This window comes from Gemmatimonadaceae bacterium, assembly GCA_020851035.1.
Taxonomy (GTDB): domain Bacteria; phylum Gemmatimonadota; class Gemmatimonadetes; order Gemmatimonadales; family Gemmatimonadaceae; genus JACMLX01.
In genome coordinates this window covers 51234-64954 of the sequence record JADZDM010000033.1, presented here as the reverse complement: position 1 = coordinate 64954, position 13721 = coordinate 51234, and the positions used below count along the sequence as shown (strand labels likewise).

Below are 13721 nucleotides of genomic sequence, written 5' to 3'. Positions count from 1 at the left end.
AGTTCAGCGACTGGTCGGTGATCAGGTCGAGGAGGATGTCAGCGTGGGGGCGCATGCACACAGCATGGGCCCCCTCGTCACGCGAGCGTCATTCCGGCGGGATGTGGTCGAACCATGCCGGTCGCGGCAGGCGTGCGAGCACATCGTCCGCATTGCGGAAGTCGGGGCTCATGAGGCGCGCAATCGAGAGCATCGCGACCTGCGCGCCGGCACTCCGGAGGGCGTACCACGCCGAGTACGCCGTCCTCCCCGATGCCGTGAGGTCCTCAACCAAGACGATGCGTTCCCCGCGAACGTCGCGCGCCGGCACGAAGTACTCTGGCTGAAACAGCCCCTTGTCGCGCCGCAGCGTGGGGTGCGCTCGCAGCGCGGGGACGAAGTGGTGCTTCATGAGCGCGCAGTGCTGGATCGCCACGGTGAGCGGTTGCGCTTCCACCGTCATGCCGCGGGAGGATGGGACCGGGCACACGATCGTGGGTTCGCCTCCGAGGTGCGTGGCAATGGCCTCCGCGTGCGTCCAGGTCGCGAGCGAGAGGAGCGATGTGACGCGCTGCCATGACTCTCCGAGGGTCGCCGGCCCGAAGCGCTTGTAGTTGTTGAAGTCCCAGTACAGCGCCGATCCCTTGACGACGATCGTGCCGTACCACGCCGCGGCGCGGCCCCACGGCGCGACGTCGAGGAAGCCACAGCCGTGGCAGGTCGCGTAGTTCGGCGACTTGATGCCGAAGCAGTGCGGGCACTGCGAGGCCGCATCGACGAGCGTTGCCGCGTGCAGAAACGCCCGACGTGCTGCGATGTTCTGCAGCGCATTAGATGACGGCGAGCTCGACATCCTGCCCCGCGCCAGGGACGATCATGGCGATGAGCGTGTCGATGTCCTTGATCTCGATCGCGCGCACCCCATTGACGCCGTCCGTCACGAGCGCGTGCGCCCACCGGTGTGCCTGGACAAGCGAGGACGGCAAGAACACCAACCGGCCATGTTGGACGGCGGCGACCGCCTGCGACTTCGCGCCTGAGGTCTCGGATGCCTCGATGACGAGCGTCGCGGCCGCAATGCCAGACATGGTCCGGTTGCGCCGCAGGAAGTCCCAGCGCTGGGTCGTCCACGTGGGCGGATACTCCGTCACCAGCGCGCCGCCAGCGGCCACGATCGCGTCGGCCAGCGCCGCATTCTCGCGCGGGTACCGCTTCGTGATCGGGGTGCCCATGACGGCCACCGTCACGCCGCCGGCCGCGATCGTGGCCTCATGCGCCGCCGTATCGATTCCCAGCGCCATGCCGGAGACCACGGTGATGCCATTCTCCGCCAGCGCCGTCGCGGCCCGGCGCGCCCGCTTCAGGCCGTCGGGCGACGCCTTGCGTGTGCCGACCACTGCCAGGCCAAAGGTGTGAATCGCTTCGTGCGCGCCGTGATGGAAGACGATGGGCGGCGCATCCACGATCTCCTCGAGCTGACGCGGATAGGTGACCGTCGCAATCGCGTGAGCCTGCAGCCCGGCGGCGGACCACCCCTCCACCAGCTGCGCCGCCGCCGCTACGGCCGCGTCGACGAACTCCGCCACGAACAGGGATTCCGGCGCCAGCGGCACGGGTAATTCCCCGCTCCGCATCGCCAGTACCACGTCCCGGGCCGCCCCATAGGCTGCGATCATCCCGCAGATCCGCGAGTAGGTGCGCGTCAGATCCTCACTGGCCCGCTCACGGGCCAGTGTCAGCAATGCCGCGGCACACGCGACAGGCGACATCTGGGCGCAATCAACCATCTTCGGGGTGTGTTCGGGAAATGAGGGGTACACCACATACTGGCCGCGGTTCACTGGCAGGGCAAGGGTCGCCCTCGCTTTGCCAGGCAGACGCGGACGGGCCGGCACCGCCCTCCATCCGCATGCCCATACTCATCGAACGCAGGACGGGGGTCGACTGGTGCCGTCAAGCGATGCGGCGCGCGGCCGGCTCACCCGGTCGCCGTGGCCGCCTCTAGCTCGTCCTTCAGCCGTTGCCGCGCCGTGTGTTCCTCGGCGTAGAGCGAGTCGATCTCGTCCTGCATCTTGGCGTTCAGGCCCACCACTTCCTCGTCGCCCTGCCGGATGATACGTGCCTTCTCGGTTGAGTACGCGGGCTCCGCGATCGTGCGCGCCGAGAACGCCTCGATCAACGCCTGCAGCGCCGCCTCCGTGTCGATCCGACGCTGCTCGATCGCACCGATGAGCTCCCCGTAGCCACCACGGGGCAGCGCGTGCGGCACGGTCACACCGGCGGGTACGGGCACGCCACGGTACCGGTACGCGATCAGGAACTTCTCCGGCCGCTTTGCGCCGTCCTCGGTCAGCACCTGCTCGAACCCGCAGCGATCGCACCGGGCGCGTGTCCCAATGGGCGCGCCCACCGGCACGGGCAGCCGTGACCCGGTGATGAAGAAGCAGTACCCGCAGCGCGTTGGGAGGAGCGCCTCAGCCGCCGCGTCGGCCGCTTCCCGCTCCTCCTGCTGCCGCCAGGCCTCTCGCTGCTGCGCCAGCTGCGCCGCCGCGTCGCGCTGCCGGTCTTCGAGCGACACGCCGAGGCCGGCAACCGGCTCACGGGCGACGCTGATCGCGACGTCGGTGCGCTTCGTCAGTCTCTCGCGCATGTAGTCGAGCGCGCTCTGTTCGTCCGGATGCACGGTGGCCTGCGTGGCCACCATGTCCTCCGCGCCTCGGAGCACGAGCAAGCGCCGCTCGAGAGCTTCCTCCTTCACCATCGTCCGGATGCACGTCTGGAACACCGCCTTCGACGGCGCCGTGAATTCGCCGAGCACTTTGTCGATCTGGCGGTCCGTCAGTCGGTCGTCGCCCGTGAGCTCGCGCGCGACACGATGAATGATGGCGCGCTCGGCGGCCATCAGCCGACCGTCCGCCTTGCCGACGTAGAGGAGCACCCGCATCGCGTTGCGCTGCACGGCGAAGAGCCGGTCGAGCGAGACCTCGGGAGAGGTTTCGTACTTCCCGCGCAGGAATTCGTGCAGGGAGTCGAGGACTTCGCCGGTCTCCGGGTCGACAGCCTCCTCGACGCGCGCCAGGTAGAACGTCCGGCGCGCGCGGCGCAGGTGGCAGTACGCGAACATGTAGCGCGGCGCGGCGTAGTCGAACTCCTGCACGGTCACGCGTCGCCGGGTGACCGTGCCACCCGCATCACGGTACCGGAGATCCACATCCACGGTGCAGCGGACCGGCTGCGACGCCACGGCGGCCCACTCATCCTCACTAGCCCGGTCATCATCCTCGACCGTGGCCTCATGGGACACCGTGATGGTAAAGGGGATACTCGCTGGCGTGGCGACCGGTGCCGAATCAGGCGCAAGCTGCGCGGCCTTCCGGGGCAGGCGCGACGGAATGGGATCGGCCCGCGCCGTCTTGTCGCCGGCCTTCGCACCCATCAGACGCCAGCAGCCCCATGCACCCATGGCTACAAGCGCCACAACGAGCATCACTTCCATCTCGCACACTCCGCGTCGCAGCCTGTGAGAACGAGCCACTCTGACCGGTAAGAGTCTGCGGTCGCGCAACCTATGGTAGACGCGAGAGATCGGCACACCGATCCGATCACGCCGCCTCTGGAAGCACTCGATCCGAAACCGGAGTGCGCGAGAGAGCTCATCTAGCGCAGCACGGCAACGCGCTTCCGAAACGAGACGGTTAACTCGCTTGGCACGTGGATGACTGTAGTGGTTGACTCGACAGCGGCCAGATATGAGCGCGCCCCGGTCTGACTTCTGACCGGGGCACATCTCATTGATTCACAGGGACTTACGAGAGCGGGAGACGGGACTCGAACCCGCGACATCAAGCTTGGAAGGCTAGCGCTCTACCAACTGAGCTACTCCCGCATCCCTGAAGGCTATCGGTCGCCGCCCGCCGGAACAAGCGGGGCCGCCCCGTCCGGGAACGGCCCGCCACCGGCCCTGCCCCACGGCTCAGGGCCTCTGCGGCACCAGCACCCTGTCGATCACGTGGATCACGCCGTTCGAGGCCACGATGTCGGGCGAGGTGACGGTGGCGGACTTGTTCAGCGTCACGGCCCCGTTCACCACCGTGATGCCCACCTTCTCGCCGCTCAGCGTCGTGGCCTCCTTCATCGCCGCGACGTCGGTGCTGCTCACCTTGCCGTCGATCACGTGGTAGCGGAGCACGCGTGCCAGCTTCGCCGTGTCCGCCAGCAGCGCGTTGAGCTGGTCGGGCGGGAGCTTGGCGAACGCAGCGTCACTCGGCGCCAGGACGGTGAACGGACCCTCGCCACCAAGCGAGTCGGCCAGGCCGGCGGTGCGCAGGGCACTGGTCAGCGTATTGAAGGAACCGGCCTGTTCGGCGACCTGTATGATGTTTCGGGGACCGAGCTCGGACTGCGACGCGGCAGCCGCGGGAGCCCCCGCGGTGTCGGCCACGGCGCTGCCGGCGCCGTCGGGCTTCGAGCAGGCCGCGAGCGCGACCAGCGTGGCAAGTCCCAGGGTGCGATGATGAGTCATGTGTTGTCCTCGTGTCCGGAGTGGACGCAGGCTGCGCCAGCCCACACCGGATGGCGGGGTGTGCCGTGCGGCAACGTGCGCGTCGTGTTGCGCGACGGGCGTCGCTGCAACGCATGCGAACCGGTGACCCGTTCGATGCAGGCGCCACGATGGCGCCGGGGCACGTTGCGCGACCTGCACGGCACCGTCCCGCGGGAATACGAGGCAAGGACCTTGCCACGGCGCGCCCCCTCGCTGCCGCCACCGCGCCGCATCCGGCCATGTGGTCAGCCTTTCGCGCGTGATGTGTCACGCCCTGTCGCCCGGACCGCCGCGCGGGCATGTTGAACGCCGGAGGAGCGCGACCGCACGCCACCACCACCACGGGGCCACGGATGCACGGTACCAGCCAACCCGGCGCACCAGCACGTCACCTGCGGATTGCCCTCATCTCACCCAAGGGGCCGCTCTACCGCCATCGCGGCGGCATCTGGAAGAAGTCGCTCCGCTACCAGCCGCTCACGCTCACCACCCTCGCCGCACTGATCCCGGCCGACCTGCCACACACGGTCACGCTCCACGACGAGGGGATCACCGACGTGCCGCGCGACCTGGACGTGGACCTGGTCGGCATCACGGTCATCACCGGCACCGCCGTCCGCGCCTACGAGCTGGCCGACCACTTCCGCGCCCGCGGCATCGCGGTGGTGCTCGGCGGACCGCACCCGACCCTCATCCCCGACGACGCACAGCCGCACGCCGATGCGGTGGTGACGGGGTACGCCGAGGAGACCTGGCCGCAGCTCCTGCGGGACTTCGCGGCCGGCGCACTGCAGCCGCGCTACGCGCAGGCACCCGGCCTGGAGATCGGCGGCCGCCCGTTCCCGCGCCGCGACCTGCTGCCGTCCAGCCACTTCCTCACCAACAACGTCTTCGAGGCCACGCGCGGCTGTGTGCACGCCTGCGAGTTCTGCGTGGTGCCCACAGCCTGGGGGCGACGACCGTTCCAGAAGCCGGTGCACGAGGTGGTGGCCGACATCCGCCAGCACGGCGCGACGAAGCTCATCTTCGTGGACCTGAACCTGATCGCCGACCGCGCCTACGCGAAGGCGCTGTTCACCGCGCTGATCCCACTCGGGCTGCAATGGTACGGCCTGAGCACGGTGCTGCTGGTGGACGATGCGGAGCTCCTGTCACTCGCCGCGCGCAGCGGCTGCCGCGGGCTGCTGATGGGGCTCGAGTCGATGTCGCCGGCGAACCTCAAGGGCAACCGGAAGGGGTTCAACTCACCCGAGCACTACGCGCGCGTGGTCGAGCGCCTGCACGACCATGGCATCGCGCTGCAGGGCTGCTTCGTGTTCGGCCTGGACGACGATCACCCCGACGTCTTCCTCAAGACTGCCGAGTTCGCGGTGCAGGCGCGGATCGACCTGCCGCGCTTCGCGGTGGTGACGCCGTTCCCGAACACGCCGCTCTACCACCGGCTGGAGCGCGAGGGACGCATCCTGACGAAGAACTGGGAGCTGTACGATGCCCAGCACGTGGTGTTCCAGCCGAAGCACATGAGCGTGCAGGAGCTGCAACTGGGGATCGAGTCGGCGTGGAAACACGCGTACAGCTACACGAGCATCGCGCGGCGCCTGCTGCACTCCCCCGCCCCGTGGCCGGTGCGGCTGGGCACCAACCTGGGCTATCGCTTCTATGCGCACCACCTGTCGAGCTTCTACAACTGCGACTGGATCATCGGGCGCGCGCCGTCGCGACCCGTGGCCCGCGTGACGGCACCGGCAGACGAGGCGGCGCTGCCCGCCGAGGTGTCGTGAGGCCGTTCCGCGTCACGATCGTGCATCCCTGCGTGGGCCGGAAGCCGGGCCAGCAGTACGTGCGCACCTGGCAGATGGAGTCGCTGCCGGCCGCCACCCTGGCCGGCCTCACGCCGAAGGACATCGAGGTGCGGTTCCACGACGACCGGATGGAGGTCGTGCCCTTCGACGAGCCGACCGACCTGGTGGCGATCAGCGTGGAGACGTACACGGCGAAGCGCGCCTACCAGATCGCCAGCGAGTACCGGCGCCGCGGCGTGCCGGTGGTGATGGGCGGTTTCCACGCCTCGCTCTGCCCCGACGAGGTGGCGCAGTATGCCGAGGCGGTGGTGACGGGGGAGGCCGAGGTGCTGTGGCCGCAGGTGCTGGACGACGCGCGGCACGGCACGCTGCAGAAGTTCTACCGCGCGACCGGGCGCACCGCGCTGGCCGGACTGCGCCCCGACCGCTCGATCTTCCGCGGCAAGCGCTACCTGCCGGTGGGACTGGTGGAGGCCGGGCGCGGCTGCCACTTCAAGTGTGAGTTCTGCGCCGTGCAGACCGTCTTCGAGTCGTCGCAGACGCGCCGCCCCACCGACGACATCCTCGCCGAGCTGCGCCTGCTGAAGGGATCGAAGAAGCTGTTCTTCTTCGTGGACGACAACATCACCAGCAACCTGCGGCAGGCGAAGGAGTTCTTCCGCGCGCTGATCCCGCTCCAGATCCGGTGGGTGAGCCAGGCGAGCATCAATGCCGCCCACGACGAGGAGTTCCTGGACCTGCTGGTGCGCAGCGGCTGCCAGGGGGTGCTGATCGGGTTCGAGAGCCTGAACCCGGCGAACCTGGAGACGATGAACAAGACGTTCAACACCGCGAAGGGCGGCTTCGAGCAGGCCCTCGGCAACCTGCGGCGCTTCGGCATCCGCGTGTACGGCACCTTCATCTTCGGCTACGACGGCGACACCGCCGAGAGCTTCCGGCCGACGGTGGAGTTCGCGCGCGAGCACGCCTTCTACATCGCGGCCTTCAATCACCTCACGCCCTTTCCCGGCACGCCGCTCTACACGCGGCTGGTGCAGGAGGGGCGGATGCTGTACGACGCCTGGTGGCTGGACGACCGCTACAGCTACAACCGCATCCCGTTCCAGCCGCGGGGGATGGCCCCCGACGACCTGCAGCGGGCGTGCCTCAGCGCGCGCAAGACCTTCTACGGCTGGCCGAGCATCCTGCAGCGCGGCATGGACCGCGTGAACCGGGGCAACGCCTTCATGTGGCGCAACTTCTACATGATCAACGCCATGCACCGCAACGACGTGAGCCTGCGCGACCACTATCCGCTCGGAGACCAGGCGTGGCAGGGCACGTTGCTGCGCGCGGGGTGAGCGCCGACCGCGGCACCGCACTGGACTTCGCGGTGGCCGGTCCCGACGACGACGCGGGCATCCGCGCCCTGCTCCGCGCCAGCGTCACGCCGGGCAGCGTGCGGGTGGCCTTCACGCGCGAACCTTCCTACGACCTGGGCGAGGGTCTCGGTGGCGCCGTGGACCACACCATCGTCGCGCGGAACGGCGGCCAGCTCGTGGCCCTCGGCCGGAGCAGCACCCGCACGCTCCATCGCAACGGGGCACCATGCCGGGTAGGCTACCTCAGCGAGCTTCGCGTGCACCCGGACGTGCGCCTCGGCGCCAAGGTGCTGCGCGACGGGTATGCCTACCTGCGCGAGGTGCTGACGGGCGACGACGCGAGCGGGTACTTCACCAGCATCGCCAGTGACAACACCCGCGCGCGCCGCGTGCTGGAGCTGGGCGGGCGACTCGGCGCGCCAGCGTACACGCACATCGCCGATCTCGAGACGCTGCTGGTGGCAGCCAAGGGAGCCGACCCGCACCGCGATGCGACGCTGCGCGCCGAAGCGCCCGTCGATCGCGACGAGCTGACCGCATTCCTGCAGGCAACGGCACGAGACGGACAGCTGACACCCACCTGGGACGAGGCCCGCTGGGCGGCGCTCGAACGGCATGGCATCACGCCGCAGCACTTTCACATGATCAGGGACGGGCGCGGCATCGTGGCGACGGCGGCCCTGTGGGACCAGTCGGCGTTCCGGCAGACCGTGATCGACGGCTACACCGGCACACTGGAGAAGGGGCGGCTGATGGTGAACCTCGTGCAGCACGCACTCGGCCGCCCGCCGCTGCCGGCACCGGGCACGGCGCTGCGGCAGGCGGCGGTGCTGGGTGCATCCACCCGCGATGGTGCGGTGTGCCCCGCCTTGTGGACGCTGCTGCGACGCACGGCCGCCGCCCGCGGGATCCAGTGGCTGCTGCTGGCGCGCGACGCGCGTGATCCCGCGCTGGCGCAACTCATGGCGCTGCTGCGTCCACGCCGGTATGCGTCACGACTGTACGAGGTGGCCTGGGACGGCAGCCCGCGATTCGGGGAGACGTGGACCGGCGCGCCGTTCCGCCCCGAAGTGGGGCTGCTGTGACCGCGCCGCGGATTGCCACCAACGCAGGCATCGCGCCTGCAGGCGACAGCGTGGAGGACCGCAGCGTCGTGACGGCGCGACAGGCCCTCACGGCCGGCGATCGCGCGGAGATGCTCGGCCTGCTCTCCGCCCACTTCGACGGCGTGACGCCGGCGCAGTTCGCGCGCGACCTGGACGAGAAGGACTGGGTGCTGCGCATACGCCGCGACGGGCGGCTGGTGGGCTTCACCACGGTGCAGCTCTGGCAGGCCGTGGTGGACGGCGAGGTGGTGCACGTGCTCTACTCCGGCGACACGATCATGTCGCCCGAGGCGTGGGGATCGCCGATCCTGTCACGCGCCTGGATCGGGATGGTGCGCGAGCTGCAGCGGCAGGCGCCCGCGTCACGATGGTACTGGCTGCTGCTCACGTCCGGCTATCGCACCTATCGTTTCCTGCCCGTGTTCTGGCGCGAGTTCTGGCCGCGCCACGACGCGGCCACGCCGGCGGCGGTGCAACGGGTGGTGGACCAGCTCGCGGAGGCGCGATTCGGGTCGCGGTACGACCGTCACGCCGGCGTGGTGCGGCTGACCGCACCGCAGCGCCTGCGTGGCGCGCTGGCAGCGGTGGACGACGGGCGGCGGGCCGATGCACACGTGGCGTACTTCCTGGCCGCGAATCCCGGCCATGCCGATGGCGACGAACTGGTGTGCCTGACGGAGCTGAGTGACGCGAACCTCACCGCCGCCGGTGTGCGCATGCTGCGACGTCCGGCGCCATGAGGCCGCAGAGCGCGCTGGTGAACACACTCTGGCTGGCGAGTGGGATCACAGCCTCGCGCCGATTCGCTCGCGCATTGCACGCGCCCGCGGAAGCGCAGGCAGCGTGGCTCGCCGCGGCGCTCGCGCGTCACGCGGGGTGCGAGTACGGCCGCCGGTACGAATTCGCAGCGCTGCGCACACCGGCCGACTTCGCGCGCACCGTGCCGCTCTCCGATGCGTCGGATCTCGCCGGCTGGATTCCGCGCATCCAGGCCGGCGACCGGAACCTGCTCACGGCCGCCCCCGTGACACACCTGGCCCCGACGAGCGGATCGTCCGGCGCACGGAAGCTGGTCCCGTTCACGGCAGGGCTGCAGGCGTCGTTCGCGACGGCAGTGAGTGCCTGGATGGCTGACCTGGTGCGCGCCCGGCCGGCACTGCTCGGCGGGCCGGCGTACTGGTCGGTGTCCCCACTCAGCGACGCCGACGACGCACTGCCCGCGCCGGGTGGCGTGCGGGTGGGCTTCGCGGATGACGCGGAGTACCTCGGTGGCTGGGCCGGGACACTGGTGCGACAGGTGATGGCCGTGCCGGCCTCGGTGCGGCATGTGCGTGACGAGGAGGCGTTCCGGTGCCTCACGCTGTTGGCGATGCTGCGCCAGGCGGAGCTGCGACTGATCTCCGTCTGGCATCCGTCGTTCCTGGAACTGCTGGTGAGCGCCGCACCGCGCCACTGGGACCAGCTGCTCGATGCCATCGCGTTCGGCACGCTGCCGTGGGGTGATGCGTTGCCGCCGGCGAGCCGCGCGGCCTGGCGTGCGCCCGCGAACGCCGCGCGCGCACGGGCGCTCCGCCACATCGGTGCCGAGCAATGGCCGCGGTGGTGGCCGGCACTGCAGGTGGTGAGCTGCTGGGGTGACCAGGCGGCCGCCGCTGGGCACGCGGCGCTGGAACGGCGGTTGCCCGGCGTGCTGGTGCAGTCGAAGGGGCTGCTCGCCACCGAGGCGGTGGTGACGGTGCCGGTGCATGGCGCGTACCCGGTGGCGCTCACGTCGCACTTCTTCGAGTTCCTGGACGATGGCGGCAGCTTCCGGCTGGCGCATGAACTCGAGGATGGCGGGGAGTACGAGGTGGTGGTGACCAACGGCGCCGGGCTCTGGCGTTACCGGCTGGGCGACGTCGTGGAGTGTGCCGGACACCTTGGCGCTGCGCCGTCGCTGCGGTTCCTCGGCCGGACGGGCAACGTGAGTGACCTGCGTGGCGAGAAACTCGCCGAGCCGTTCGTGGCCGGGTGCCTCCGCGCACTGTGGGACGTCACGGGAACGGGCGAGGCGCCGGAGCTGGCGGAGCTGCACGCCATGCAGTCGGGGGGCGCGGCCTGGTACGAGCTGCGACTGTCGGCCGGGACGAGTCAGGCGCCGGCGGCGGAACTCGCCGCACGGCTGGACGACCTGCTGCGCGCGAACCCGCACTACGCACTGGCGCGGCGGCTCGGGCAGCTGGCATCATTGCGCGTGACCCTCGTCTCCGGCGGACCACACCTGGCCCGGCCGGCGCGCGAGCGGATGCGATTGGGCGACATCAAGCCGCGCACCCTGGTGGGTGTGCCGCGCGCAGGAACCGTGACCGGGGAGCGGCAGCATGGCTGAGAAGGTGACGCTCGCGAGCAGCAACGGCTGGGCGACCGCGATCGTGGCGTGGCAGCTCGCGTTCACCGCCTGTGCCATCGCGCTGTCGGTGCAGGATGCGTGGCCACTCTGGCTGCTGGGCCAGGTGCTGCTGGCCGTGAACCTGTTCCAGTGGTTCGTGCTGCACCACGACTTCGCGCACGGCGGCTTCTTCCGCACGCGCTGGCTCAACGCGCTGCTCGGGCACGTGAGCTCGGTGTTCTGCCTGATGCCGTTCTTCAGCTGGCGGCAGATGCACCACCACCATCACATCTGGTCGGGGTGGAAGGACAAGGATCCGTCGGACCCGAGCTCGCAGTTCCGGCAGCCGACGCCGACGCTGACGCGGGTGATGAACTTCTGCTGGCGCTTCTGGATTCCGGTGTTCGCGGCAACGTTCGTGGCGATGAACTTCTGGAACCTCAAGCGGGTGAACGAGCTGTTCCCCGACCCGCGCAGCCGCCGGCGCAACCTGTTCAGCGTGCTGTTCCTGATGATAATCTACGTGCCGGCGCTGGTGCTGGCCCCGCGCTTCATGCTGGTGCACTGGGTGCCGGCGCTGCTGCTGTTCCTGAGCTTCAGTGACCCGGTGCTGCTCACGCAGCACGTGCACGTGGACGCGAACTACGCCGCGGGGGCCGAGGTGAAGGCGTTCCGGTACAGCGAGCAGGGGCGCTATGCGCGCAACGTGATCTATCCGCGGTTCGTGGCGAAGTTCCTGTTCTACAACTCCGAGCGCCACGGCCTGCATCACCTGCACCCCACGGTCCCGATCTACCACCTGGGCGAGCTGGAGTCACCGAAGGACAACAACATCGACTGGCTGGAATGGCTGCGCCTGGCGAAGGCGATGCCGGCCGACGTGCTGATCTTCCAGACCTCGCGCGAGACGGGCATTCGGCTGTAGGCGCTAGACTGCGAGGTAACTCCACTCCTTCGTGAAGGGGATGCTGCTCAGCAGCACCCCGCGGTCCCTGGTGACGAGGAGCCGGTCGGAGGGGTTGATGCCGATGCCGCGCTGCGCGTCGTAGAGGCCGGGCTCCACCGAGAACGTCATGCCTTCCTCCACAACGGTGTCGTCGCCGAGGGCCAGGAACGGCGCCTGGTGCCCCTCGAAGTTGGTGCCCTGGCCATGTCCGGGCCGGTGGTAGATGTAGTCACGCATGCCGGACTTGATCTGGTGCGCATGCACCTTCTGCGCGATCTCGGAGCAGACGGCGCCGGGCTTCGTCTCCTCCACCATGATCTGCACCGTCTCGGCCACCACCTCCCACATGCGATCGTGGGCCGGGGTGCTGGGCAGCAGGATGTAGTTGCGGTAGCCCTCGCCACCGAACCCGCCGAGGAGGATGTCGCAGTTCACGTACACCGGCTGGCCGCGCTGCAGCTTCGTGTGGAAGAACTGGTTGGGATGCGGGTACGCGGTGGCGACACCGGCGCGCACGTAGTTCCCCGTGACCTCGATGCCGACGGCGCTGTGCGGCCGGCCGTCGCGCCGTACGTCGCGCATCATGAGGTTGATGCCGTAGCTGGAGAGCGCCTGGCCCACCTCGTAGTCGGTGGTGTTCGTGCCGTGCTCCAGGATGTAGTCGCGGGCGAAGGCGTGGACCCTGTCGAAGTAGCGGTACGCCCGCTGCAGGAGCGCGATCTCCTCTGGCGTGCGGATCATGCGCATGCCCATGCAGATGTCGCTGATGTCCACCTGCTTCGCCGACGGCAGCACCTGGCTGAAGGTGCGCTGGCTGCTGGGGGTCAGCTCGCGATCGAGCCCGATGGTCCTGCCGTCCAGCCCGCGTGCGCGGAGCTGTTCCAGTGCCCAGGCCCAGAGGTCGACGCGGTTGCCGCGCTGGTTCTGCCCGCGATTCGGGAAGCCGCCGGCGGCGTGCGGGTAGCAGAAGTAGTAGGTGTTCGAGGTGCACCACCACGACGTGATGAGGTCGCGGTCGATGGCGGGTGTGAACCAGTGGATCGTGTCCGGTTCGTCGACCATGAACAGCGCCCAGGTGGTGCGCTCGCCGCTGCCGCGGAAACAGCCCGAGAAATAGACGAGGTTCGGGTCCGACTGGAGCAGCACCGCGTCCACACCGCGCGCCTTCGCTGCCGCGCGAAGGCGGCGGCAGGTGGCCTTGTACCAGTCGAGGGGCAGGCGGTCCACGCCGACGGGCGCCGGCACCGGGTGGTGCGGATTGGGCACCAGCAGCTTCTCCGAGCCTTCCGGCGGTGCCGAGTGCGGGAGAGCGGCGAGGTCGGCCGACGCGGCGGCGGAGGCGGCGAGGGAGAGGCCCATCGTGCGCACGAAATCGCGGCGGGACGGCATGGCGGCTGGGGCGGATGGTGGCGACGGGTGGCGACGGGTGGCGACGGGTGGCGACGGGTGGCGCGGCACGGGCGCCTGCGCCAGAGAGTATCACGCCGCGCGATGCGGCGCTGCGCCGGCGCCGGCCCGTGACGGCAGCTGGGTCACGACGTCACCGGGCGAGTGGATGCGCCGCGGAATCCCGGCTGACGGGCGATGCCTGACCGCGCGCGCGGCGCGGGTCGACA

11 protein-coding genes and 1 tRNA gene are annotated in these 13721 nt (G+C 69.7%); 6 read left to right on the top strand and 6 right to left on the bottom strand.

Annotation, left to right across the window (positions count from 1 at the left end; genetic code table 11):
- Positions 1-88: 88 nt before the first annotated feature.
- The 5 genes from IT355_20585 to IT355_20565 all read right to left on the bottom strand — a co-directional run bounded on the left by IT355_20585 (position 89) and on the right by IT355_20565 (position 4501).
- Positions 89-832 (bottom strand): phosphoribosyltransferase, encoded by a 744-nt coding sequence (locus IT355_20585; protein MCC7055680.1) that lies wholly within the window; start codon positions 830-832, stop codon positions 89-91.
- On the bottom strand, positions 810-1820 hold the full coding sequence (locus IT355_20580; protein ID MCC7055679.1) for a DNA-processing protein DprA: 1011 nt from the start codon (positions 1818-1820) through the stop codon (positions 810-812). Before IT355_20580 ends, IT355_20585 begins: the two co-directional genes overlap by 23 nt.
- A gap of 137 nt (positions 1821-1957) precedes the next feature.
- Entirely contained in the window at positions 1958-3571 is a 1614-nt protein-coding gene (locus IT355_20575) for a hypothetical protein (GenBank protein MCC7055678.1), read from the bottom strand.
- 221 nt (positions 3572-3792) lie between these two features.
- A tRNA-Gly gene (locus IT355_20570) sits at positions 3793-3865 on the bottom strand.
- A gap of 87 nt (positions 3866-3952) precedes the next feature.
- Entirely contained in the window at positions 3953-4501 is a 549-nt protein-coding gene (locus IT355_20565) for a fasciclin domain-containing protein (GenBank protein ID MCC7055677.1), read from the bottom strand.
- 374 nt (positions 4502-4875) lie between these two features.
- Here IT355_20565 and IT355_20560 point away from each other — a divergent pair, with 374 nt between their 5' ends.
- From IT355_20560 to IT355_20535, 6 genes are read left to right on the top strand one after another with little or no spacing between them, the layout of a single operon-like run.
- The gene (locus tag IT355_20560; protein ID MCC7055676.1) at positions 4876-6303 is read left to right on the top strand and encodes a B12-binding domain-containing radical SAM protein; all 1428 of its coding nucleotides are present in this window, start codon (positions 4876-4878) and stop codon (positions 6301-6303) included.
- Positions 6300-7664, top strand: coding sequence for a B12-binding domain-containing radical SAM protein (locus tag IT355_20555; protein MCC7055675.1), 1365 nt, complete (start codon positions 6300-6302; stop codon positions 7662-7664). The genes IT355_20560 and IT355_20555 overlap by 4 nt, the downstream gene beginning before the upstream one ends.
- Entirely contained in the window at positions 7661-8770 is a 1110-nt protein-coding gene (locus IT355_20550) for a hypothetical protein (GenBank protein MCC7055674.1), read from the top strand. The genes IT355_20555 and IT355_20550 overlap by 4 nt, the downstream gene beginning before the upstream one ends.
- Positions 8767-9531, top strand: coding sequence for a hypothetical protein (locus IT355_20545; GenBank protein ID MCC7055673.1), 765 nt, complete (start codon positions 8767-8769; stop codon positions 9529-9531). Before IT355_20550 ends, IT355_20545 begins: the two co-directional genes overlap by 4 nt.
- Complete coding sequence (locus IT355_20540; protein MCC7055672.1) at positions 9528-11159, top strand: GH3 auxin-responsive promoter family protein; 1632 nt, start codon at positions 9528-9530, stop codon at positions 11157-11159. Before IT355_20545 ends, IT355_20540 begins: the two co-directional genes overlap by 4 nt.
- Entirely contained in the window at positions 11152-12084 is a 933-nt protein-coding gene (locus IT355_20535; GenBank protein MCC7055671.1) for a fatty acid desaturase, read from the top strand. The genes IT355_20540 and IT355_20535 overlap by 8 nt, the downstream gene beginning before the upstream one ends.
- Positions 12085-12087: 3 nt before the next feature.
- Here IT355_20535 and IT355_20530 read toward each other — a convergent pair whose 3' ends face one another.
- Positions 12088-13494 carry an aminopeptidase P family protein gene (locus tag IT355_20530; protein ID MCC7055670.1) on the bottom strand — a complete coding sequence of 469 codons (1407 nt, stop codon included), beginning with the start codon at positions 13492-13494 and terminating at the stop codon, positions 12088-12090.
- Positions 13495-13721: the final 227 nt, after the last annotated feature.